The organism is Streptomyces sp. P9(2023), assembly GCF_032436795.1.
In the GTDB taxonomy this organism is placed as follows: Bacteria; Actinomycetota; Actinomycetes; order Streptomycetales; family Streptomycetaceae; genus Streptomyces.
Window position 1 is genome coordinate 42935 of record NZ_JAUPWM010000038.1, and the last position, 24061, is coordinate 66995.

Annotated in this window: 10 protein-coding genes; 2 read left to right on the forward strand and 8 right to left on the reverse strand. The window is 70.0% G+C overall.

The window, feature by feature from the left end; translation table 11 throughout:
* Positions 1 to 2 precede the first annotated feature (2 nt).
* The 7 genes from Q5762_RS30990 to Q5762_RS31020 all read right to left on the reverse strand — a co-directional run bounded on the left by Q5762_RS30990 (position 3) and on the right by Q5762_RS31020 (position 19560).
* Positions 3 to 2099: an Hsp70 family protein gene (locus Q5762_RS30990; protein ID WP_315895599.1), complete on the reverse strand. Its 2097-nt coding sequence runs from the start codon at positions 2097 to 2099 to the stop codon at positions 3 to 5.
* Complete coding sequence (locus Q5762_RS30995; protein ID WP_315895600.1) at positions 2096 to 2743, reverse strand: hypothetical protein; 648 nt, start codon at positions 2741 to 2743, stop codon at positions 2096 to 2098. Before Q5762_RS30995 ends, Q5762_RS30990 begins: the two co-directional genes overlap by 4 nt.
* Positions 2740 to 4413, reverse strand: a complete 1674-nt coding sequence (locus Q5762_RS31000) for a hypothetical protein (protein WP_315895601.1) — start codon at positions 4411 to 4413, stop codon at positions 2740 to 2742. Before Q5762_RS31000 ends, Q5762_RS30995 begins: the two co-directional genes overlap by 4 nt.
* Positions 4410 to 8450, reverse strand: a complete 4041-nt coding sequence (locus Q5762_RS31005) for an Eco57I restriction-modification methylase domain-containing protein (RefSeq protein WP_315895602.1) — start codon at positions 8448 to 8450, stop codon at positions 4410 to 4412. The genes Q5762_RS31000 and Q5762_RS31005 overlap by 4 nt, the downstream gene beginning before the upstream one ends.
* Complete coding sequence (locus Q5762_RS31010; protein ID WP_315895603.1) at positions 8450 to 11359, reverse strand: DEAD/DEAH box helicase; 2910 nt, start codon at positions 11357 to 11359, stop codon at positions 8450 to 8452. Before Q5762_RS31010 ends, Q5762_RS31005 begins: the two co-directional genes overlap by 1 nt.
* A 44-nt stretch (positions 11360 to 11403) precedes the next feature.
* The gene (locus tag Q5762_RS31015) at positions 11404 to 17703 is read right to left on the reverse strand and encodes a protein kinase domain-containing protein (protein WP_315895607.1); all 6300 of its coding nucleotides are present in this window, start codon (positions 17701 to 17703) and stop codon (positions 11404 to 11406) included.
* Positions 17704 to 17886: 183 nt separating this feature from the next.
* A complete protein-coding gene (locus tag Q5762_RS31020; RefSeq protein WP_315895604.1) occupies positions 17887 to 19560 on the reverse strand; it encodes an SWIM zinc finger family protein in 1674 nt (557 codons plus the stop codon).
* A gap of 281 nt (positions 19561 to 19841) precedes the next feature.
* Here Q5762_RS31020 and Q5762_RS31025 point away from each other — a divergent pair, with 281 nt between their 5' ends.
* Both Q5762_RS31025 and Q5762_RS31030 read left to right on the forward strand, forming a co-directional pair.
* Positions 19842 to 20513 carry a hypothetical protein gene (locus tag Q5762_RS31025; protein ID WP_056557577.1) on the forward strand — a complete coding sequence of 224 codons (672 nt, stop codon included), beginning with the start codon at positions 19842 to 19844 and terminating at the stop codon, positions 20511 to 20513.
* An 822-nt stretch (positions 20514 to 21335) separates the two neighbouring features.
* On the forward strand, positions 21336 to 22418 hold the full coding sequence (locus tag Q5762_RS31030; protein WP_315895605.1) for a hypothetical protein: 1083 nt from the start codon (positions 21336 to 21338) through the stop codon (positions 22416 to 22418).
* Between the two features lie 283 nt (positions 22419 to 22701).
* On the opposite strand, the gene Q5762_RS31035 is transcribed toward Q5762_RS31030, so the two are convergent.
* Positions 22702 to 24030 (reverse strand): TRAM domain-containing protein, encoded by a 1329-nt coding sequence (locus Q5762_RS31035; protein WP_315895608.1) that lies wholly within the window; start codon positions 24028 to 24030, stop codon positions 22702 to 22704.
* Positions 24031 to 24061: the final 31 nt, after the last annotated feature.

Here is a 24061-nt window from a genome sequence, read left to right on the forward strand (position 1 = left end):
CACTACTCCTCGTGAGGGCGGTGGTACCTGAACTCGGGCAGTGGATCTGGGCTCGGAGGAATCAGGGCCCGCGACTGCTGGAACGCCTCCGCTCGTACGATCCGATGACGGGGTGGTACGCAGGTGCGCGGGGTGAAGACCCACATGCCCTGGGTCAGGGTGGCCCCGAGCACCCGCTCCTTGTCCCGCAACCAGGGATACCTGTCTTGCAGTTCGGCGTAGTTGTCGTTGGTGACGACGGTTCCGTCCGTGTCCTGCGCGATCGCCGTGACCAGCGCGTCGCCCTTGCCCTCGGTTCCGGCCGGGGGCTGGATGAGGTTCCCTGTAGCGAGCGCCGAGTCCACCGCGGCGCGTTCCTCCTCCGCGACCTTGTGCCGGAAGGTGGCGTCGACGACCACGTGGAGCACGGCATCGGGATACCGCGATGCCAGGGCGTCGCGCGCGGACAGCAGTTGGGCGTAGGACGGCCGGTCGTCCCTGCCGTATACACCGGGTCGTCGGGGCGACCTGCCGATCCACGCCAGGTTGGAGCCGTCGACCACGAGCGCCTTGGAAGCCGAGCCCGCGGATCGCCTCCGCGTCTGCGTCGGCAGGAGCGTGGTGACCGTGTTGCCCGCGAGCAGATCATCGAGTTCCTTGCGCACCGCCGGCGTCGGACCACCGGAGCTGAAGCTCTTGATCTCCTCGTTCAGCACTTCCTCGCCGGTGCGCTCAAGGGTCGCCTTGACGTGCAGGAGCCCGTTGGTGTCGTACGTGTACTCCAGCAGGAAGCGGGAGTCCTCGCGGGCCCGGGGATTCTGGTAGGTGAGGCGGAGGTCCGTCAGCTGGACGTTGTCAGCGTGGTTGAGGGGACGGTCGGGGTCTCCTTCCCAGATCTCCACGGCAAGGCTGCGTGCGTTGTCCCGGCGAGGCGTGTAGCTCTTGCGCTCCTTCCACGGCAGGGGTGAGTTGCGCGGGATGATCTGGCTGAACGCCCGCTGTCCGGTGTCGTCCGTGACGACCGTGCCCAGGGCGTGACTCGTCGCCACCTGGATCACGCCTTCGGTCTCCCCCGACAGTACGGCTGCCGCGATGGAGGCACCGCGGGCGACCGCAGTCATGGGATCGCACAGATCGACCTCGACGGGCTGCTGCTGCATGACCTCGGCGACGGCGGCCCGGACGCTCGGGATCTGGCTCGTGCCACCGATCATCAGCACCGCGTCCACATCCAGGGGCGCCATGTGAAGGTCGCTGAGGCACTGCTGAACCGGTGCGAGAGCGCGGTCCACGAGGTCGGTGATCGCGTCCTCCAACTCCCCCTGCCACACCTCGACGGTGTCGCCGTCCGGAGTCCTGATGGTGACGGACTCCTCGGAGGACAGGCGGATCTTGCTGCGCTCCACGTCCAGCCCGAACTGCCGCTCCTGCGCGGGCGTCCACGCCGATCGCGCCGGAGCCCGTTCGAGGACGAGGTCACGCAGGCGGCGATCGATTTCCAGGCCCCCCAGCTCGGTCACACCCCGTGAAGCGAGCTCCTCGAAGAACCCGTCCTGGTAGTCGAGCACGGTGACATCGATCGTGCCGCCACCCCAGTCGAAGACGAGGATGGTGCGAGCCTCTCGCAGCTCGTGCACGTACGAGATCGCCGCCGCGGTCGGCTCGTTGAGCAGCGCCAGGACCTCGATGCCGGCGAACCGCGCGGCGGCGCGCGTGCGGTAGCGGGCGGCTCCCGTGGCGTTGGCGGGCACGGTGATCACGGCCTGATCGATGGTGGTGAGGTTGTGCTCCGCTCCCTTGCGCATGGCCTGGAAGACACCGGCCGCCACCGTCGTGGCCGCGAACCTGCGGCCGTGGATCGTGACGTACTCGTCGCTCTTGAGCAGTCGCTTGCAGGCCTCGGCCGCCTCTTCGGAGCGGAGCTTGGCCTCCCAGCCGAACAACGCTCCCCGGCGCAGTGAGCTCATGCCCACCACCGACGGGAAGAGGTACTGGAAGCCGGGATGGTGCCAGTCGGCGTCGATGTGATGGGCGTCCAGCGACAGTACGTCGACGTCATCGCCCAGCCACTGGGCCACCACGGAGTTGGTGGTGCCGAAGTCGATTCCGGTGGCCGTCACATGCCCTCCCTGTTCACGGCATCGTCGCCCCCGGCTGAGTCGTCCGCTCCGTCCGGGGCGGGCAGGCGGCGCAGCTGCCCGGCGAGCACCAGTTTGCCGGTGGCCTGGTCCACGTAGGCCGGGCGCAGCACCTCGAACGCCTCGCCGTCGCCTTCCACCACTACGAAGAGCTCGTGCTCGCCATCGGGTGCGTCCACGCACCGCACTCCCTGGTCCAGCAGGGCGGCACGGATGCCCTTGCGAAGCGAGGTGGCATTCTGCTTGGGCGCGCCGGCGAGCAGATCGACCTCGACCATCCGGGCCACGTACTCCTCCCGGGAGCGGAACGCCTCCAGAACGGCCTGGCGCAGGGCAGCCGCCACAGCGGTCTGCGTCGGCCTCTCCTCTTCCGGGACAGCGGTCAGGAGCTCGGTCGCCCGCTCGGTGAAACGGGCGAGCAGCATGTGGGGGCTGAGCAGTTCCTCGGGGCGGTAGGTGCGCGGGGAGTCCGCGGGAAGCCGGCGGGAAGCCTGCGGAGGGGCAGCAGGGGCATCGGCCTCCGCTCGCCGCTTGTCTCGACGATGCTTGAGGCCGTTGTTCCCCTTGGCAGGAACCCGCTTGGGAACCACCGAGGTCTTCCGCTGGCTGCGGGGCACCTTCTTCACGGTGTGTGCGTCCTTGCGTTGCGATCGGGGCGCCGGGGCGCGTTGAGCAGGTGCGGCAGCAGATCCGCCACCGCCCGCTGCCGCACGAGCGCCAGGCCTTCGGGAGAATGAGATGTCGTTCGCCTGGTCAAGGGGGTCAGGGGCGGGACCAACGTGACCGGCACCTCGTCCGGAAGCTCGAACGCGTCCAGGTCGAGCGGCACCACGAAGAAGCCGGACCAGTCCTCGTCACGCTCGGCGTCCCTGATGCGTTTCATCGCACTGTTGAGCTGCGCGCTCATGTCCACATCACGCACATGCTCCCGGCGGAGGTCCCGGTACCGGGTCGTCCAGCTCGGCGCGCCGTGCGGCAGCCCGAGGTCGAGATAGGGGTTGGAGGCCGCCGGTCTGTCGTTGCGCTGAACCGTCTGCCGCCGGCGGAGCATACGAAGGTTGGACTCGGCCCGCTCGTGCGTGTCGCGGATGCCTTCCAGGACCAGGGCCGCCGCATCGAGTTCCTCTTGGAGCAGCAGCGTGTACGCGTGGAAGTTCAGGGCCTCGGCCCGACAGGCCGGGTCAGCGGCCTCGTACGACACCAGCTTGTCGATCTGGGCGGACGCACGTGCGAGGTCGTTCATGCACAGCAGGTCGTAGGCCTGGCGCAGGGCCATGAGCGCGTGCAGCGGCGAGCGCGACGGGTTGACGGCCGCCTTGGGCTCCCACAGAGCGAAAATGAGCCGCCACAACCCCCGGTCCTCCCAGATGTCCCGGTCCCAGTTGCCGACCGCAACCCCGTCCAGGAGCCGGCGCAGTCGGAGCACCAGGTCACGTGGCAGCTCCCGTTCCAGCTCCCTCACGACCGAGGCGTCGCCGTCGGCGACCCGCTCCAGGAGGTCGTAGACGTCACCGGCCGAGGGCAGCGGCTCGCCCCCGGCAAGGAACGCGTTCCGCCGTTCCCGGGCCGTCCATTCCAGCGCGGTCGCCTGCTCGGCGGTCACCTGGTCGGGGACCAGCCGGGCCTTGAGGTACGCGTGATCCGTCTCCTCGGCCCGGTACTGCCAGGGCTGGTGCTCGGGGCCGACCACTCCGGCGTCGATCAGGTCGTCGAGGACGCTCAGCAGTATCCAGGGGAGCACCCGCGGCAGCATCCGGGACGGGAAGGCGGCCGTACTCTCCGCCGCGAACGCGGCGAGGAGAGCGAAAGCCCCGGAGGGGTCCTCGCTCCCGGAGACGGCGACGGTGTCGTCGCCCGCCGTCAGCGCGGTAAGCCGTTGCTCCCCGACTTCGGACAGCCACAGGAAGCCGCCCGCGTGCACCTCCGTGAGCGTCGCGGCGGCCACGGCCGGGTCGGCCCGTTCGAGTACGGTCCGGACAGCGGGCAGCAGCCGGTCGTCCGGTTCGTCGCGCAGGGCGTCGGTCAGTGCGTCATGCGCGACGTCGTGAGCCGTGTCGCGCGCGAGGTCGGCGAGTCGCCGGAGCAGGGTGTGGGCGCGCGGCACCGCCTGGGCTCCGAGCACCCCCACCTTCCGCCATCTGCGTACGGTGAACCCGTCGATTCCCGAGTCCGCGCTCTGAGCCTCCCTGCGCTCCCTGAGCGCCCGCAGCCGCTCCCGCTCCCGCGCGACCGCCTCGGCCCGCGCCCCGGACACCGGCTGCCCCGCCGTGCCGCTGGCCGGCGGCGGACTCGTCACTCTCCGGTTCCTTCGTGGCGGGGGCCGTGGCCGGGGGGCGGGGTGAGGGTGGATGTGTAGTTCTCGCCGTCTACGAGGGGAGTGGTCAGGCTGACACCGGCCGCCGCCATGCGGTCGTACTCGGCGAGGATGAGGTCCTTGGTGCGGTAGGTGCCGTACTTGACCTCGTCCTTGCGCTTGACGATGGGGAAGGTGTCGAGGATGTAGTCGACGTCGTCGCGGGTGATCCCGTAGAGGTGGAAGAAGAGGGCGTCGAGCTCGGCGCGGATGATGGGGCGGCGGTCTTCGTCCCAGATGAAGGGGGCGCCGGTGTCGCCGAGATCGCGGGCGAAGGGTTGCATATCGGTGGCCGTGCAGACGAGCTCCAGCACTCTTGCTGTAATGAAACCTTCATTGGACGCAAGCATGTCAGGTGTCGGCACGGGAACTTGCTCGGACGTACTTTGCGGAATGCTGGGCTGACTGAAGCTGTTACGCAGCGTGTAGTCGTATGCGAACGAATCGTAAGCTGCCAGTAGATTGGTCAAGTGAGCTGCCGTGGGGCCAGTAGAAAGAATCCAACCGTAGGATGCAGCTCCCCAGGGGATCAAGGCAGCAATGCAGGTGCGCTCATCGTTGTTGCGTGCCACCCTTCTATGCCCCAGTAGGGCAGTAGTGCACTCGAAGCGGCGCCGCGCCAGACGGTCCTCAGTGTCGCCCTGCGCCATCCAATACTGTGGCTGTACGACGTATTCGGCAGTTTCGAGCTCGCCTAGTGAGGACTCATGAGAGCCCGTCGAATCAGCAAAACGGTGCGAGAACTGATGACCCATGCGACCTTCGTACAAAGGCAGCATTCGGGCTTCGCCCTTGACGAAAGCGTTGCCCTGCAGGAGCCAGCCCTCGGCCTCCAGGTCCTCGCGGGTGTGGAAGAGGTGCGAGTCGTGGGACATGTCGAACATCCTCAGGAACGACACGCCCCACGGGTTGCCCTTCGGGTCGTCTCCCTTGATCAGGATCGGGACACGGCGGTAAATGCCCAGAGTGATCTCCGCGTCGCGGCGAGAGCGGAAGACCGGGCACGTGCCCGTGTTCGGGTTGAGGAGAGTGATCTCCTCAGGTGTGAGAGTGAACGCCTTCTCCGCGTCGTCCAGCTCCGCCGGGTCGTGGAGGAAGAAGGCGAACCGAGCGGCAGGCTCGCGCAGTGCCCGGCCCGTCAGGGACAGGATGCTGAACTTCATACGGGAGTCCACGTCCGGGAACAGGCCGGCCCTGTTCTCGAAGTCGTACAGCGCCGCAATCGAGCCGTGCTGCACCAGGTCCTTGAAGAAGTACTGCGTCCTCGCGTCCGTCGCGATGCCCGTCGGCACGATGACGCCGACGCGGCCCCGCTCCCCCGTCAGTATCCGGTCCGTCTCCGCGAACACCGCGTAGAGGTTCAGGTTGCCCTGGCCCGTCAGCGGCACCCGCTTCGACCGGCGCAGGAAGTGGCTCTCCGCGTAGACGGCCCGCTTCGCCGCCGCGTACTCGCCGTACAGCTCCAGCGTGTCCGGGTCGTCCTGGAGCTTGGTGATCTGCTTCTTGCGGGCGCTCGCGTTCGAGATGGCGGCGATCTCCGGGGCGCGCTGCGCGAAGAACTCCTGTTCCTTCAGCTCCACGCTGTCCCACGGCGGATTCCCGAGCACGCAGTCGAAGCCGCCCGCCCAGCCCGTCGCCTCGTCCACCGTCCCCGTGACAACCCCGTCCGGAACGGAGAACACCTCCGGGAACTCCAGGTGCCAGTGGAAGAAGTGGTACTGCTCCCGCAGGCGCACGATCTCGTCGTGGGTGGCGTTCGAGGCGCTGGACGCGTCCGGGTCCTCCAGGGAGCGGAAGACACCGTGGGTGACCGCCCTCGGAGCCTCCGGGGTCTTCAGCCACATGAAGGCCGCGCACCAGGCGTCGGCGAGGTGGAGGGCGTTGAGGTAGTCGGAGGACTTCTCCCACTGTTCGTAGGCCGCCGCCTGGCCCCGTACCTCGCGCAGGTTGTCCGAGGGGGCATGGGTGATCCGGCGCATGCCGGCCGCGAGGGTCGTGTTCGCGACCTTCACGCCCTCGTCCTCCATGTCGAAGAGGGTGAACTGGCCCTTCCGCTCCTCGGCGTTCAGCTTCTCCAGCGACTTGGCCTGCTTCTTGTCGTCGCCCTCCGTCGCGATGTACGCCTCGTCCGGAATCCCGCCCCGCAGCAGCTTCGGTGTCGCCCCGATGAGCGCGTTGCCGTGCTTCACGTGAGCGTCCAGGAAGCCGAGCGGCTTGCCCGGTTCCAGGGCCTCCAGCCACAGGGAGACCTTGGCCAGTTCGACGGCCATCGGGTTGAGGTCGACGCCGTAGACGCACCGCGCCACGACCTCGTGCAGCGCGTGGCGGACGGCCTCAAGCGTGGGCTCCGGGTTGCGCTCCCGTACCGCCGCCACCCGCTTCGCGATACGCCGCGACGCCCCGACCAGGAAGTGGCCCGAGCCGCAGGCCGGGTCGCAGACCGTGAGGGAAAGGAGTTCGCGGACGATCGCGTCCGACGGGTCCGGGTCACCCGCCGCGCTCGCCGTCTGCTCGCCGCGCTTGACCGCGTCGTCCAGGACCGGGTCCAGGGCGGAGTCCAACAGGCACTCGATGAGCGAGGACGGGGTGTAGTAAGAGCCCGTCGTCTTCCTCGTGTTGCCAGCCAGCTCCACCAGTTCGAAGGTGCGGTCGGCCGCGCTGTGCTGCGGGACCAGTTCGAGCAGGGACTCGTAGATCGAGCCCAGTTCCTCGGCGTCCAGGTGCCGGTAGTCGACCGTGCGCCACCGCCGCGAGCCCGCGTCCCGGACCTGGGAGAGGTGGCGTACGGCCGTCAGGAGGTACTCGTTCGAGAGGGACAGGCCCTTCAGTGGGGCGTCCATCTCCGTCTCGTCGAAGATGCCGCCGAGGCCCGGCAGGCCCAGTTCCGGGCGGCCGTTCTCGTCGCCGAGGGCGTCCAGGACGATCCGGAGGGCCTGGTATAGGTCGCCGTGGGCGGTGCCCCGACGGCGGCGGGCGTGCTGCCTCAGACGAGCCGACGAGAAGTAGGTCGTGTAGCGGTCCCGGGCCTGGTCGGTCGCCTCCGGGCCGTGCAGGGCGTCGCGGTCCTCCGCCACGAAGACGAACAGCAGGCGGTAGACCAGCCTCAGCAGCGCGCCGTGGAGGGCCTTGACGTCCGTGTCCTCGCGCAGGGCCGTGTTCGCCGGGTGGCGCAGGAAGCCCGTGCCCAGGGTGGTGATGGCCTCCTGGACGCCCTTGCGGAGCTGGTCCAGGGCCCGCGTACCCGAGGCGATCGCCTCCGTACGCCACTTCTCCAGCCAGCAGGCGGACGGGGCCGCGCCCTCCGCCACCGCGAAGCGGCAGACGTGCAGCAGGCGGTACAGGAGCACGAACTCGCTGAAGAGTTCGCCGTCGAAGATGGCTTCGAGGTCGAACTCGACGTACGAAGCGGTGGCGAGCGCGCTGGAGTCGCGCAGGATCCGGAGCCGGCGGCCGTTGGTGAGGACGCCCCACAGGTGGGCCTCGGTGCGGTTCAGGCACTCCTGGACGAGGGACTGGGGCGGGACCGTGCCCGCGCCGCCGGTGCGCTTGTCCAGGTCGGCGTTCCAGGCCGTCATGTGGAGGAGGGCGTGGTTCCAGCGGTGGCTGATGGGGAAGACGCGGTCGGGGTCGCTGTCCGCCGGGATGCCGGTGGCACCGATCGGGGTCAGGCGGCCGAAGCCCAGCTCGGCGAAGAGCGGTTCCAGCCACTGGGAGACGGCCAGGCCGGTCGGGTCGGCCGGGGTCTCGGCGTCCGGGGCGACCGGCAGTTTCTCGCGCAGTTCGCGCCAGACGGACTTCAGGTAGTCCCAGTGGCGTTCGGCCTCGTCGCGTACGGAGCGGGCGCCGATGACCTGGTAGTCGGCGGGAGCGGAGCCCTTGACGTCCTTGCCGTCGGCGATGCGGAGCAGCATGTCAGCGGGGAGCAGGCCGCCGACGGTGTGGACGGCGGAGAAGACCTGGTTGCGGGTGGTGGCGGACATCAGACGGCGGCCTCTCCGGACGCGGCGGGCAGGTAGACGTAGACGCCGAGGACGTCGGCCGGCTTCTGAGCGGTGACCCGCAGGCCCCGGACGATCTCGTCGGAGGCGCGGCGGACGCGCCGGTGGGACTCGTGGAGTTCGGTGGCGAGGGTGTCGCCGTACTGCTCCAGGTGGTCGGTGACGGCGGGGAGCTGGCCGAGGACGCGGGTCACCATGGCCTCGCCGTGGTCGGGGTCGACGCTGTCGGCGGCCTGGGCAGTGAGGAGGGCATGGGCCTGGTCCTCGGGCAGCCACACGGCGTTCTTCGGGGAGCCCTGGAAGGCGAGGAGGCGGGCGTCCTCGGCGACGAGCTGCTTCTCCCCCTGCCGGGAGGGCAGCGTGAGGTGGAAGCGGTAGCGGACGAGGAGCAGGGTCGTGCGGGTGTCGACGGCGCGGGTGGCGACGACACCGCAGCGGCGGGCGGGGCGGCGGCCGTCGGCCTGGCTGTCGAGGGCGGAGTTCAGGACGTGGGCGGCGATGGCACCGACGACGGGGTCGGTGCGGACGAGGGCGGCCTCGCCCCGGGCCACGGCCGAGGTCGTACGGAACGGGATGGGGCGGGCGCCTTCGACGGCGGCGGAGCCGACGACGGGGGCGAGGGCGTCGCGCAGGCCGGCGGAGGTGCCGCTGACCTCGGCGGTGAAGTCGCCGGAGCCGTCGCCCGCCTCCACCAGGTGGGCTTCCAGGGCCGCGAGGGAGGTCCGTACGAAGTCGTTCACCTCGCCGGCGCGGCCGAGGGTGTCGCGGATGGCGAGGACCTCGCGGGCGACCTCCTCCGGGTGGATGGAGCGCTGGGCGAACCGGGAGCGGGAGCGGGTCTCGCGTTCGGCCGCCGACTTCCAGTCGGCCTCCAGGTCGGCGAAGCTCTGCTGGAAGGAGTCTGCCTCGAAGAGGGTGCCCTGCTCGCCCTCCCGGCCGCGCAGCAGCAGCCACTCCACGATGGCGTCGGTGACGCCGGAGGAGGTCTCGTCGGGGACGGAGACGGAGATGCCGAGGTCCTTCTTGATCTGGCGGTGCTTCTTGATGAGGACGTCGAGGACCTTGCCGTCGATGCCGTTGTCGCTGCCGTACAGGGTGATGACCCGGACCTCGTCGCGCTGCTGCCCGTAGCGGTCGACGCGGCCCTCGCGCTGGTCGTGGCGCGTGGGGTTCCAGGCGAGGTCGTAGTGGACGACGGCGTCGAAGTGGTGCTGGAGGTTGACGCCCTCGGAGAGGCAGTCGGTGGCGACGAGGACGCGGCGGGCGGCGGGGTCCTGCCCGGCCTCCTCCGCCAGCTCCTCGATCCGCTCGATGCGCTGCTGGGGCGAGAGGGTGCCGGTGACGGCGCGGACGACGGTCTTCTTGCCGAGCTTGCCGCCCAGGTGCTCGGCGACGTACTCGGCGGTGGGGATGTAGCGGCAGAAGACGATCGGGTGGTAGCCGTCGGCGAGCAGCGCCTTGAGGTGCTTGACCAGGGCCTTCAGCTTCAGGTCGCCTTCCGGGCCCTCCAGGGCGGCGGCCCGGTCGGCGAGTTCGGCGAGGCGGGCGCCCGCGTCGTCGGTCTCGGCGCCGGGGGCCACGTCCATGCCCTCCAGGCTGTCGCTGTCGGCCGCGTCACGGGTGAGGGGCGCGCCGAAGCGGTCGGCTTCCTCGGCGCTGGCGGCGGCCGCGGCGGCGGAGCGCGTACGGAGGGTCTGGGCGGCGGCGCGCGGGGAGGAGACGAGGGAGCGGAGCAGGGCGATCGCGGACCACCAGGCGATACGGGCCTCGCGCTTGCCCTGGCTGCCGGCGGCCTCGACGCGCTCGCTCGCATAGGCGATGGCGTCGTCGAGGAGGGCGCGGTAGGCCGGTGACAGCTTGTAGGTCTCGTCCTTGAAGAAGCGGTCGGACGGGAACGCGGTCCGCTCGGCCAGGCTGTCGTCGCCGAGGCCGTCCTCGGTCGTCAGGTACTGGCGTACGTCGGCGCGCTTGCGCTGGACGAAGTGCTGGGCGAGGAGTCGTCGGCCCCGGTCGGAGTCCAGGTCCGTGCCTGCCAGTTCGGGCCTGACCAGGCCGAGAAGGTTGCGGAAGGCGGACTCCTTGCCGCTGTGCGGGGTGGCGGTCACGAGGAGCAGGTGACGCTCGGCGTCCTCGGCTACGCGGCGCAGCAGCTCGTAGCGGAGCTGGTTCTGCGTGGAGGTGGTGTCGTCGGCGACGACGCAGGTGTGAGCCTCGTCGACGATCACCAGGTCGGGGCAGTGCTTGACGAAGTCGTCGCGGTGGCGGGTGGACTTGATGAAGTCGGTGGAGACGATGACGTGGGGGTACTTGTCGAAGAGCGACTGCCCCAGGTCCAGGCCGCGCTCCAGGCGGGAGACGGTGGAGGCGAGGACGAGTTCGGCGTCGAGGCCGAACTTGGTGCGCAGCTCCTCCTGCCACTGCTCGGCGAGGGCCGGTGAGCAGAGGACGGCAAGGCCGCGTGCCTCGCCCTGGGCGAGGAGTTCGCTCGCGATGAGGCCGGCCTCGACGGTCTTGCCGATACCGACGTCGTCGGAGATGAGGAGCCGTACGGTGCTCTGCCGCAGCGCCATGAGGAGCGGGACGAGCTGGTAGGCGCGGGGTTCGACGGCGATGCCGGCGAGGGAACGGAAGGGGCCGGCTCCGGAGCGGAAGCCGATGCGGAGGGCGGAGCGCAGCAGCCCGGCGGCGCGGTGGTCGCCGAGGTCGGCGGCGGACGGCGGGGCGAACTCGGCGCCTCTGACGTCCTCGAAGGCGGGGAAGACGGCGGCGATGTCGTCGTCGGAACCGCCGAGCGGGCGCAGGACGAGCATGTCGGGGGCGCTCTCGGGGAGCACAACCCATTCGCGGCCTCGGGCGGTGACCAGGGAACCGGCGGAGTAGGTGAGCGTCATCGGGTGAGTCCTCGGGGTCCTCGGGTGGTCGGTCGGTTCCGTGGTCAGGAGGCGGCGGGGCCGCCGAAGTAGCGGGCGTGGCGGGCGACGACGGCGTCCCAGTCGGCGGGGTCGGCCGGGAAGCGGACGACGCCCCAGCCGGCGTCGTAGAGGCGCTCCTCGGCGTCCTCGTCCCGGGTGGCGTCCTCCTCCCTGTCCGGCCCGTCGACGAAGACGGCAAGGTTGACTCCGGGCAGGTGGTAGACGAAGTCGGGGAGGGCGGTGCCGACGAGGGTCTGGCCCTCGTCGGGCAGGCGCAGGCCGTGGTCCCTGAGCCAGTTGACGAGGGTCTGCTCCAGGGGAGTGTTCGCCATGTCGTCGGCGTTGTCGGCCGGCGTGTCGGCGAGCTTCGGGGCCGTTCGCCCCAGCTCCTCGACGAGCCGCCGGTGCTGCTCCGTCGGGGACTCGCCCCGCCCTTCGGGCTCGGACACGGCGGAGGCGAGGCGGCGCAGCAGGTGGACGACGGTGTGGCGGTCGATCGCCGCGTGGTCGAGCTGGTTGCCGTAGGTGAGCAGGCAGTCGTAGCAGCCGCGGGCGCAGTGCTGCTTGGCCTGGTCCACTCCGTGCTCGTCGAAGTGGCAGATCTCCAGGGCGCGGAGGGCGGCGACGGCAAGCGCTCCGGGCTCGGCCTGGAGGCGGCGCAGGACTCCGGCGCCGCCCTCCGCGGCCTCGGTGAGCAGGAAGCGGTTGCGGGGACCGTCGTCGGGCGGGAGCAGTTCGCTGGTGAGCTCGGAGTCCTCCAGCTCGAACGCAGCCTCGACGCCCCGCTCCAGGGCGTACATGAGAGTGAGGGCGATGGGTTCGGGCAGCGGCTCGTCGAGGGTGACGACGAGGATGTTGCGGCGGTCCTCGACGAAGGGGACGACTCGCTTCTTGCGGCGCTTCTCGTTGCCGTCCGGGTCGATGACCGGCATCTCGCTGGAGTCGCCGGACGCCTCGGCGGCATCGCGTTCGTTCATCCAGTGGCCGCTTGCGGGGTCGAGCCAGTAGCCGTCCTGCTCGTTCTCCTTGGCGCGCAGCCGTCCCTTGTTGGTGATGCGGACGGTGGCCGAGTCGCCGTACGAGATCGTGGCGAGACTGCCCGCCGGGTCCGAGACGTGGGCGTCCTGGCGGCCCTTGCGGATGCCGTGGTCCTGGAAGCGGTACGAGATCTCCAGCCGGAATCCGGCCCTGCGGCGCTCCTCCTCGTCGGAGGAGATCCGCTCCCGGCGCTGGGTGTAGACGGTGTGCAGGTGCAGCAGGTTGTAGGCGGCGGCGCCGAGCGGCTCCTTGCACATGTCGCAGACGTCGGCGCGCTGCTCGGGATCGTGGTGGTAGCCGCAGTGCTTGCAGCGGGTGGCCGCGGTGGTGGCGATGTCACCGGAGGAGTCCGGGGGCAGCTGGACGCGGGTCACCTGGTAGCGAGCGCCCTCGTGGTAGATCAGCGCGCCGGGGCCGAACTCGCGGATGGCGAGGAAACGGGGGCGCTGGAGGTAGTCGCCGTCGCCGTGGCGGCGGCCGGTGGTCGGGATGTAGGCGGCCAGCGGCAGGCGGGGGAAGGAGTAGCCGGGCAGGAAGCCCTCGGAGGCGAGGTAGCGGTAGGGGTTGAAGTCGGAGAGGACGGACCGGCTGTCCGGGGTCTCGTTCTTCAGGAGGTTGAGCTGGGTCTCGGCCTCCTTGCGGCGGGCGACGGCGCGCCGCCGGTCGCCTTCCGTGAGGGTGTGGTCGAGGACCCGCTTGTTCTGGACGTACTGGTCGACGAGGGCGGCCCGGAAGAGGTCTCGCCAGCGGTCGAAGGCGCGGTCGAAGCGGTCGGGGGCGGTGCGGACGCGGTCCTCGATCCAGCGCTCGTCCCACCAGACGGTCGTGGCGAAGTCGGCAAGCAACGGGCCGAGGACCCGGTGGGCCGCCGCCACCGTGCGGGCCTGCGCGTCGGCGTCGCGGGAGGCCGCGTACAGGTCGTCGTGGAGGTGGAGCGCCGGGTTCGGGCGGCCCAGGCTCTCGTCGTACGCGATGTCGATGATCTGCGGAATGGCCCGGCCGAGCTTCAGCCCGGCCTCGGCGAGCCAGATGCCCTGGAGGTGGGAGAGGACGAGGTCTTCGTTGGCGAGGTCGAGGCGCGGCGGGGCGACGGCACCCGCCACCATGCGCTCGGAGCGACGGAAGTAGTACTGGTCGTGGCTGTTGCCGGTGGCGCAGTACGTGGTGACGAGGGCGGGCTGGCCGCTCCGGCCGGCGCGTCCGCTGCGCTGTGCGTAGTTGGCCGGGGTGGGCGGCACGTTGCGCATCATGACCGCGTTGAGGGACGAGATGTCGACGCCCAGCTCCATGGTCGGGGAGCAGTAGAGGAGCTTCAGTTCGGCCTTGCTGAAGGCTTCTTCGCGGCGCTCACGCTCGGCGGGGTCGACCTGGGCGGTGTGCTCACGGGCGAACAGGCCGGACAGTTCGGCGGCGGCGTTGCGGTAGAGGTCGCGGAAGAAGGTGTTGACGCGCGGCCCGTCGCCGCTGGCGTAGGTGCGGGTGAGGGGGTCGTGGGCGCCGGACTCGCCGGGGCCGGCCCGCCAGATGAGGGAGGCGGCGGAGATCCGGTAGCCGGTGGCGGCGGGACGGGTCGGCGCGCGGAAGCGGCCGGCGCGCTGGGGGGCGGCACTGACCTCGGTGACCAGGCCGGCCTTCGCGAGCACCTTCAGCAGGTCCTCGATGATCTTCTGGAGGTCGGTGTTGTCCAGCTTCACGCCGTCGCGCACGTCGAAGACCGTGGGTGCGGTGCGGCGCAGGTACTTGCCGAACTTGCCGCGGGCCGAGAGGAAGTGCCCGGACCGGTCCATGCCGGGGCTTGAGGGCTGCGGGTAGGCGGTCTTGACCCTGGGCGCGTCGGACCTGCCGAGGACCCACGGGTCGATGAGGCGTTCCTCGCTGGCACGCTGGAGGGCGTCGAAGTCGTCGCGGAAGTACTGGACGTCAATGGCGAGTTCGCGGCGCATGTCGTCCAGGAGCGTCCGCGTGATCTCGGCGCGCAGGGCGGGGTCGGCGTCGCGGAGCGCCGCATGCGTGTCCTGCCAGCGCTCGTCACGCTCGGCGACCCACTGGAGGTCCGCGTAGTCGATCGTCAGCAGACCGGTCCGCTCCAGGTTCGGCATGGTGATGCGCCAGCCGCTCTCCAGGTCGAGGTAGAGACGGAAGGCGATGACGTCACGCAGGGTCTTGGCCGCGTTGCGGGCGAGGGCGGGCGGCAGGTCCGACTGGCCGGTGTACTCGACGGGGTCCAGGGCGAGGGCGTTCGCCACGCGAGTGGCCAGCTCCTCGTGGTGGATGCCCTCTTCCCCGGCGTCCAGGGCGGCCCGGTAGAGCGCGCCGCGCAGCTGGGTGATCTGGACGAAGTCGTTGAAGTGGCCGGCCTGGAGGGAGGCGTCCTGGCGGTTGTCGACGAAGGTGAGGAGCTTGCGCGCCTCCTTGTCGAGGGCTTCCTCGGGCACGGCCTTGAGGGAGCGGACGACGGCCGCCGACACCAGGGAGGTGGCGGAGGACCGGCCTTCCTGGTCGAGGGTCGCGAGCTTCGCGAAGTCCTTGCCACGCGGCTGCTCGTAGGACACCGAGCACTGGATGCAGAAGCGGAACGGGGCCGGGATGAAGGCGGCGTCCAGGTCGCCCCGTCCCTCGTACCCATAGGGGTCGACGGTCACGGCGCGGGGCGCGCGCTCGCGGTACGACTTCCTGACGACTTCCTGACCACGGTCGTCGAGCTCCAGCCACGACTCCGGCAGCTTGCGCTCGGCGACGGCCTCGTCGAGCGAGCGGGGCCACGGGCGGCCGACGTAGAGGTAGCCGTCGCCGGCCCTGCCGCCCGTGGCGGAGGTGTCGCGGCGGGACTCGTAGCGGACCTCTCCGTCCTTCTCGGTGCGCCACACCGTCAGGTACTCCTGGCCGCACTCCCGGCAGAAGGCGAGCGGGATGAGGAGCTTGCCGTCGGTGCCGGGCTGCACCTGCTGGTAGTCACGGGTGAGGTGGCGGCTTTCCGGGTCCTCCAGGGTGACGTAGACGGTGTCGCCCTTGGAGAGGAACTGGTGGAGGCGGAAGGCGAAGAGGGGGCGTTCCGTGACGGGGTGACGGGCCTGCGAGCCGGCCTCCAGGGTGGCGCGCAGAGCCGCGGCGCAGTCCTCGACGGACACGCCGCTCTCCCGGGCGAGGTCCTCGGCCGCGTCCTCGATCTTGGCGGGCTTCTGGCGGACGAGGCGGTCGGTGAGGGTGTCGGTGGCCAGGCCGAAGCGGGTCTCGATCCAGCGTGCGAGCGGGTCGCGGACCAGGTCCGCGTACGCACGGGGCGCGTCGGTGGTGCGCAGCCGCTCGGCAGGGACGGTGTCGGGGGCCGGGTCGGTGGCGCGGACCAGGGTCTCGCCGATGACGTGCTCGGTGCGGATCCTCGTGCCGAAGAGCTTGGAGGCGACGCCCGCGACCACGCTCTTCTGCTCGTCGATCGTGCCCTCGGTGGACATGGTGGCGGAGGTTCCGACGCACTGGAGACGGTCGGCCTGGCACGCCTCGCGGACACGGCGGATGAGCAGGGCGACGTCGGCGCCCTGGCGGCCTCGGTAGGTGTGGAGTTCGTCGAAGACGAGGAATTCGAGGCCCTTGGCCATCCGGACGAGGCTGTCGCGGTCGTCGGGGCGGGTGAGCATCAACTCCAGCATCACGTAGTTGGTGAGCAGGATGTCCGGCGGGTTGTCACGGATCTCCCTGCGGGCGGCGTCGTCCTCCTGGCCGGTGTAGCGGGCGAAGGTGACGGGCTCGCGTCCTGCGCCGTAGCCGTCCCTCAGGTACTTCTCCAGCTCCTTGAGCTGGCTGTTGGCCAGGGCGTTCATGGGGTAGACGATGATCGCGCGGACTCTCTTGGACGTCCCTCTCGGCTCCGTCTCCCGGTCCCTGAGGACCTTGTCGACGATGGGCACGATGTAGGAGAGGGACTTGCCCGAGCCGGTGCCGGTGGTGAGGACGTAGGACGCCCCGGACCGGGCGGCGTCGACGGCTTCGCGCTGGTGCTGGTGGAGGGTGAGCGGGCGGCCGTCGCAGACGGTGCCGCCCCTGGTCTTCTTCGCCTGGAAGATCCGCGCGCACTCGGGGTGGAGGACGCCCTGGGAAGCGAGCTCGGCAACGGTGCCGGCGGAGTCGAAGAAGGGGTTGAGGGAGATCCACGGGTTGGGCCACTGGGACTTGGCGTCGAGGTCGCGCCGGACGAAGTCGGCGACGCGTTCGTCACGGATGATCGTGCCGCCCTGGGTGAAGGCGCGGTACTCGTCGATCAGGTCCCGGTGGACGCCGAAGACGTCCATGCCGGAGGCGTGCGGGCGGGTCTGTGCGGGCGGCTGGTCGGCCGGAGCCTGCCGCGCCGTGGGCGTGGAGAGCGCGGACCGGTCCTGGAGGAGGCGGCCCACCGGGTCGAACTCGCGCCAGGCGGGCAGCGGTTCGGCAGGCGCGACGAACGGCAGCAGGGCGTCCCGTACGGCGGCGGCGCTCTCGGGGCGGTCCGCCGGGTCCTTGGCGAGGAGGCGGTCGACGAGGCGGGCGAGCGCCTCGGGGACGTCGTGCCGGACCAGCCGGACCGGGTTCGGTGCCTGATGGACGTGCTTCTCGCCGAGTTCGTACGCGGAGGTGCCGACGAACGGCGGTACGCCGAGGAGCATCTCGTACAGGACGCAGCCGAGGGCGTAGAGGTCCGCCGCCGGGGTCACGGCTCCGCCCTGGAACTGCTCGGGGGCCATGTAGCGGGCGGTGCCGACGGTGACGCCCGTGCTGGTGAGCTTGGCGCCGTCCGGGTCGTCGACGATCCGGCCCATGCCGAAGTCGAGGACTTTCACGAGGCCATCGCGGGTGAGCATGACATTGCGGGGCTTGAGGTCACGGTGCACGACACCCTCGACGTGAGCGGCCTTGAGTCCCTCCGCCATCTGCGCGGCGATGGCCGCCGCCCAGGAGATCGGCAGCTGCGGCTCGTCGGCGACCAGGTCGGCCAGAGGATGGCCGTCGAGGAATTCCATCGCGAGGTAGGGCAGGCCGCCGTTCGTGTCGTCCACACCGCCGGCGATCGTACGCGGGAGGTTGGGGTGCCGGCCGAAGGTCTGCATAATCCGCACCTCGCGGGCGAACCGTTCCACGGTCTTGGTGTCGCCGTGCGTGTCGATCTGGAGGCCGGACCGGCGCCGAAGGATCAGCTTGACCGCCACGACGCGGTCGGCGTCGCCCGGGGCGGCATCAAGATCCTCGGCTCTGTGGACCTCACCCATGTTGCCCGAGTCCACAGCCCCCAGAAGCCGGAACCGCCCTGCGATCATCTCCGTCGCCACAGCCCATTCCCTTGCATCTTCGCGTGGCCCTGCGAGCACACGACTCCCCACGGGAGAATGCCGTGGAATGCGACACGGACAGACTCCCAGCCCCACAGGCAGCGTACACGATACTTCTATCGTAAACAACACTTCAATGCGTTGACGGCGTCAACATGCCTTACTGGTGGGTCACAGGTCGTGTTCGTCCATCAGGCGCATCAGGTTCCGTTTGCGCTTCTGGGTGGCGCGCAGGTCGGTGACGTACGTGGTGAAGTCGTCCGGCGTGCCGAGGTGACGGTGGCAGTCGCGGATGCTCAGGAGCAGGCTGACGAGCTGTTCGTAGGCGTGGTTGCCGGTCTGGCAGGTGAGCGGGGCGGCCAGGCGGTGGTAGACGGCGAGGGCACCGGCGGGGCGGGTGGTGCGAGATCGGTCGGCGAAGGTGAGCCACTGGCCGTCGTGGGCGCCGTGCTCCGTGGCCGCGCGCCAGGCGGCATCCGTGTCCTTGTCGTCCAGGAAGACGTCGACGAGGACGCGCCCACCGCAGCCTTTCGCCTGTTCCGCGTCGGTGCGCAACAAGGCCAGAGCCTTCTCGCGCTCGGGCGGCCAACATGCGGCGGCCCTGGCTGCGGCGCGCAGCTGCTGGTAGGCAAGCAGGCTGCGGCGGGCGGCGAAGTGGTCACGGCGCAGGGTGACGGCGTCGGCGAGCCGGCCGGTTCGGGTGTAGCGGTCGGTGAGGTGGTCGACCAGGGCGGTGTCGACAGTGGCGAGGTCCTCAGCGTCGCGGATGCCGCGCTCGGCCCACTCCAGGGCTTCGGCGGGGCGACCGGCGGTGTCCAGTTCGCGGGCGATGAGCAGGTGGGTGTGACCATTCGGCGCGAGGTCGGCGGCGTGCACGGCGATCACCGTGTCGACGTCCCGGCCCGACTTCGCCAGGCGCTGCAGCAGGTGCCTCTCGGCCCAGCCGGTGCGGTTGGCCGTCCATGCTTCCGTCGCGTACCGGCGCAGGGCGATCAGTCCCTGCTCGCCGAGCAGGTCTTCGTAGTCGAGCGGGTCGATGTCCGTCAGGTCGGCCGCTTCGTCGAGCGCGTGGGTCACCAGCCAGTGCGCGAGTTCCTCGGGCTCGGGCGTGGCTTCATGGCAGGCGTCGCGGTGGGCGTCGGCGAGGCCGGCGCCGATCTGGCCGAGCCAGCCGTCGGAGTCGTCGACGCTCTCGGCCACCCCGGCCAGCAGCCCGATCGCCTCCCGCGACAGTGCTATCGCGTCGGAGGCCCGGCCGGAGTCGGTCAGCGAGCGGATCGCGGACACCGCCTGCCCGGCCTGGTCGGCGTAGGCGCGGGCGTCGGCGTACTCGACGTAGCCGTACTGGGCGAACGGGCCGATGTCGAGCAGCTCACGGATGCGGAACCGGATCCCGGCCAGGTCTCCGCGAGCACTCGCCGCCCGCAGCTCCAGGCGGCGCTCAAGCTGCTGGTCCTCGGCGATCTCATCTCGTACGAGAGTGAGCAGTTCCTCCCGCAACAGGGCGGACAGCCAGGTATCGAGGCCGCGCGCCCGGTCCCGGGCCGACTCCCGCAGACGCGGGAGGTCCGCCTCCTGGGCGATCACGGTCAGGCCGAGAGCGACCAGGTGCTTGCAGAAGTTGCCCTCCTGGCCGTACGGGCAGTCACACGTGCCCGCCGGCCCCTTCCCCTTGCGCCCACCCAGGACGAGCTCCGTCTCGTACCGTTCCGTTCCGTGCACCGACGCCCTGATCCAGCCGTCACCGAACTCCACACCGGACACCTCGTCGACGTAACCGAGCCCCCGCCCGAACGAACGCTCGCCGGCCAGCACCCTCAGCTTCGCCTCCGTAAGACCGCCCAAAACTCTCCGCGCTCCGCTCCGGCTCGGACTCCCCCACCAACTGCGCTCACACTAACGGCCGCCGGATCGAACAACCCCAGGGATCAGTACGGCGCCACCTCCGCGCGTCGCTGCTGCTTTCAGCAACTCGCACGCCCTCCAAGTCCCGCCGGCTCCGCCGCCCGGCCGACGGATCCTCCTCGCACCAGACCGTCAACGACTGATTCCCTGCGGCGCCTCACGCCCCGCCTGTATGGTCGTCGACCACCCCGGCTCCCCGGGCCTTCCCCGAAAGGCGCCGCATGACCCAGCCCGCCACTGTGAACCTGACGAAGGCCTCGCCCACGGTCTCCCTGGACAAGCACGGCGTGACCTCGGGACTGATCAAGGTCAACCTCAACTGGACCTCACCGCAGGCCGCCGCCCAGCGGGCGGCCGGCGAGGCCCATGGCCTGTTCGGCCGGATACGGGCATCGCTGCGGTCGGCCGCGGCCAGGCATGTGGATCTCGACCTCGGCTGCATGATCCGCTGCACCGACGGCTCCAAGACCGTGGTGCAGGCACTGGGCAACGCGTTCGGCACGGTGGACCGCTTCCCGTACGTCGCCCTCGACGCGGACGACCGGACCGGCGCCCGGGAGACGGGAGAGAACCTCGTCATCAACTTGGACCACCAGGCCGAGTTCCAGAAGCTCCTGCTCTTCGTCTACATCTACGAAGGGTCCGGCGACTTCCGCGGCCTCGACGCCGTGGTGACGCTGACCTCCGACCGCGGTGACCGCTTCCGGGTGGTTCTGGACGAGTGCCCGCCGCAGGCACACGCCTGCGCCATCGCCCTCATCAAGCGCCAGAAGGGCGAACTCGTCATCGGCCGCGAGGTGCGCTGGTTCACTCCGCAGGACGGCCCCGGCGTCCAGGACGTGATCTCCCGCGCCTACCGGCTCGGCATGAAATGGACCCCCGGTCGGAAGTGACGCCCCCTGCCACGGACAGACCGCGTACGCCCTCAGGCGCACTCGACACTCGACCGGCATACGACCTTGCGGTTACCGGGAGCCGCCGCATTCCCTGCGGTCAGGCACACTCGGCCATCCATGCAAGCGACCACCCACTCGTTCGAATCGAGGCCCGGTGCACGCACCCCTACACCCACCAACGCCCCACGGCATCCGCCACGTTGCACCAGACTTTCAAAACAAGCCGGAAAGCATGCAATGGCAACCAAGCAGAACGTTTCGTTTTCGCGGAACATGCGTGAGGCTGGGCCACTAACATAGAATCAGATGCTCCGATGAACTGGTAAAACATCGGAAAACGACGGCCTCCGGAGTCATGTGCGCGGTTTCGAATCCCGCCGGCGGAAAAGGCGACACTGGCTAATCTTCAGGCGAACCCTCCACGCAGCACCCACCCTGCACCACGATCACTGACAGCATCCGCCCGTCACGCAGCCATCATCCGAGGGCAGACCATTGGAACGGCCGGTCAATGAACGTCAGCTTGCGGTTCTTGAGTGGGTGGAAGCCGGGTGTCCTGCCAGCGTATGGGAGACCGGCTCCTACAAAACCACCTGTCAGGCACTGCAGAACCGGGGCCTGGTCACGGTCTCCCGCAAGGGTGGGCAGTGGAGCGTCGCTCTGACGAGCGCCGGTCGGCACTACCTGGCACACGGCACGTACCCTCCCCGCAGGCCTCGCCCGCGGAAGGCCCAGGCCGCCACTCCGCAACCGCCGCCCACCCGAGCGCAGGAAATTCCGGCAGCTGGGCGAAAGCCCAGCCCTCCTCCACGGCCTCGCGTGACCTTCACGGAGCAGTTGTTACAGGAGCTCGCGGAGGCGGGCGGCCGACTCGTCAAGAGCGGCAGCGGTCCGGAGTTGGAGAAGTGGCCGTCGCGTGTAGCTGCGGCGCGCAGATCCGGAAGGATCCCGGAGACGAAGGAGCTCTATGGAGGTTGGTGCCGTGGCGGGTACGAGATCAAGCTCGTCAACATGCCAGCCTGGCGCCTCGCGCCCCTCGAACCCGTCCCTGTGCCCTCGCGGCTCGCGCGGCCGCACAGCGTGGTCCGGGCCATGCAGAACGAACCCCAGCCGCTGGGCCTCACCAAGTCCGTCCAAGGACGCGCCCTCAGGCTTATCCAGGCGCTGATCATCGCCACCGAGAACGCAGGACACTCCAGTGCGGCAGGGCAGACCGGCTTCGCGCCCCCGCCCCATCGCCGCCACAGGGCGTCTCCCCACTTCACCATCACCGCGCAGGGCCAGACCGTGGAGTTCCTCGTCCTCCAGGAACAGGACCGGACTGAGCACGTCGCCACCGAGAAGGAACTCGCCGAGGCCAAGAAGAAGTCCTGGATCAGGATCCCCCGCTTCGACTACACCCCGTCCGAACGTCTCCGCTTCGTCCTCAGCGGCGGCCAGCCGCACCGGGCGAGCGAATGGTCCGACACCCCCGCACACTCTCTCGAAGCCCAGCTCGCCGAGATCGCGCAGGAGGTCACGCTTCGCGGCGAAGCCGCCGAACGCAAACGTCTCGACGAGATCGAAGCAGCCCGTCAGAAGCGCATCCACTGGGAAGCCGCCATGGATGAAGCGCGCGTCCAGTACGCCGAGGCGTACCGCGTCAGGCACTTCGAGGCGCAGGAAGCCGCATGGCGCCACGCCACCCGACTAACGGAGTACGTGAGCGCCGTACGCACCCGGATCGAGACCATGCCCCCAGGTCAGGCCAGGAGCGAAGCCGAAACATGGATCGACTGGGCGGCAGCACGCGTGGAGCGCCTCGACCCGCTGAAATCACCGCCGCGACTGCCCGACATCCCCGAACCGCGAGCCGACGATCTTAGGCCCTTTCTCGGGCACTGGAGCCCGTACGGCCCCTGACTCAGCATGGGCCGGACCCCCGCCTAGCCTCACGGAATGTCACTACCGAGAAGCGGGTGGGGCTGGGGCAGCCAAAAGCTCAGCAGCCAGTGCCCCAGCCGCCTCAAGGTGCCTAAGACCAGGCAGCTGGGGGCTCCACTCGGTGGTCACTAAGGCTGCATGACGACCCATCAGAAGACGTGCCGTTCGTGCGTCAAACGTGCGTCACGTGCGTCGAATATGCGTCAAGATATCGCACCTAGCGCACGTAACGCCCATAACGCACACTCGGAGAAACGCCAGGTCAGCGACCCTTTTCAGCAGGCTCAAGGATGGCGACGCACTCCACGTGATGCGTCATCGGGAACAGGTCGAAGGCCCTCAGCGTCCGGACCCGGTAGCCGCCCTCCTTGAAGTACGCGATGTCGCGGGCCAGGGCTGCCGGGTCGCAGGCGACGTAGGCGACCCGCCTCGCGCCCAGGCCCGACAGGTGCTTGACCGTCTGCTTGCCGGCGCCCGCGCGCGGGGGGTCCAGGACGATGAGGTCGACCTCTGTGATCCGGGTGCGCGGGAGGACCGTTTCGACCTTGCCCTGTTCGATGCGGACGCGCTCGTAGTCCTGGAGGTTGTGCTGGGCGTCCTCCACCGCGCGCTTGCCGGATTCGATGCCGAGCACCGCGCCCTGGTCGCCGACGCGGTCGGCGATCGCGCCCGCGAAGAGGCCGACGCCGCAGTAGAGGTCCAGGGCCGTGTCGCCCTTGCGGGGCATCAGGCCCTGCATCACCGCGAGGACCAATGTCTGGGCGGCCTTCGGGTGGACCTGCCAGAAGCCGCCGTTGCCGACGCGGTACGTGCGGTCGTCGGCGCGCTCGCGGACGAAGGCGCGGCCGTGGACGCGGTGGACGCCGCCGTCCTTCTCCTCGACCCGGAGGACCGAGACCGGCTTGTCCAGTTCCACGATGGGGAGACGAGCGCCCGGCCGGGGGGTCAGGATCACCTGGCGGTCCCCCGAGCCCGAGGCCGCGATCGCCTCGACGGAGGCCATGCCTTCCCACGTCCGCTTCTCGATGCCCAGCTCCGAGACGCTCTCAGCCGCGATCATGCAGTGGTCGATCACCTCGACCTCGTGCGAGCGGTGCTTGCGCAGGCCCGCGTGGCCCTCCGCGTCCACCGCGTACTGCACGCGCGTGCGCCACTGCGGGACCTCGCCCGCCGGCAGCTTGTCGCCCTCGGCCGGCATCACGGTGCCGTCCCAGCCGGCCTCCTCCGGGGTCAGCCCGGCCAGCCGCTGCAGCTGTTCGGCGATGACCTCGCCCTTGAGGCGGCGCTGCGCGCCCGGCTTCGCGTGCTGCCAGTCGCAGCCGCCGCACTTGCCCGGGCCCGCGAACGGGCAGGGGGCTTCCACCCGGTCCTTGGAGGCGTCGAGGATCGTCACCGCGTCCGCTCGCAGGTAGCGGGACGTCTCCTCGCCCTCCGTCACCCGCGCCACCACGCGCTCGCCCGGCAGTGCGTGCCTCACGAAGAGGACGCGGCCCTCCTCCGTACGCGCGATGCAGTGGCCGCCGTGTGCCACCGGGCCGACCTCGACCTCGTACTCTTCCCCGATCAACGAAGGAACAGGTGCGTTCTGCATGACCGGGTGACTCCAGGGGAAGAGAGAGGTG

What these genes read in the sequence shown, in the direction of transcription:
- Q5762_RS31005 (WP_315895602.1), bottom strand. Translation starts at nt 8,450, where the DNA reads ATGTCCGCCACCACCCGCAACCAGGTCTTCTCCGCCGTCCACACCGTC.
- Q5762_RS31025 (WP_056557577.1), top strand. Translation starts at nt 19,842, where the DNA reads ATGACCCAGCCCGCCACTGTGAACCTGACGAAGGCCTCGCCCACGGTC.
- Q5762_RS31015 (WP_315895607.1), bottom strand. Translation starts at nt 17,703, where the DNA reads ATGATCGCAGGGCGGTTCCGGCTTCTGGGGGCTGTGGACTCGGGCAAC.
- Q5762_RS31035 (WP_315895608.1), bottom strand. Translation starts at nt 24,030, where the DNA reads ATGCAGAACGCACCTGTTCCTTCGTTGATCGGGGAAGAGTACGAGGTC.
- Q5762_RS31010 (WP_315895603.1), bottom strand. Translation starts at nt 11,359, where the DNA reads ATGACGCTCACCTACTCCGCCGGTTCCCTGGTCACCGCCCGAGGCCGC.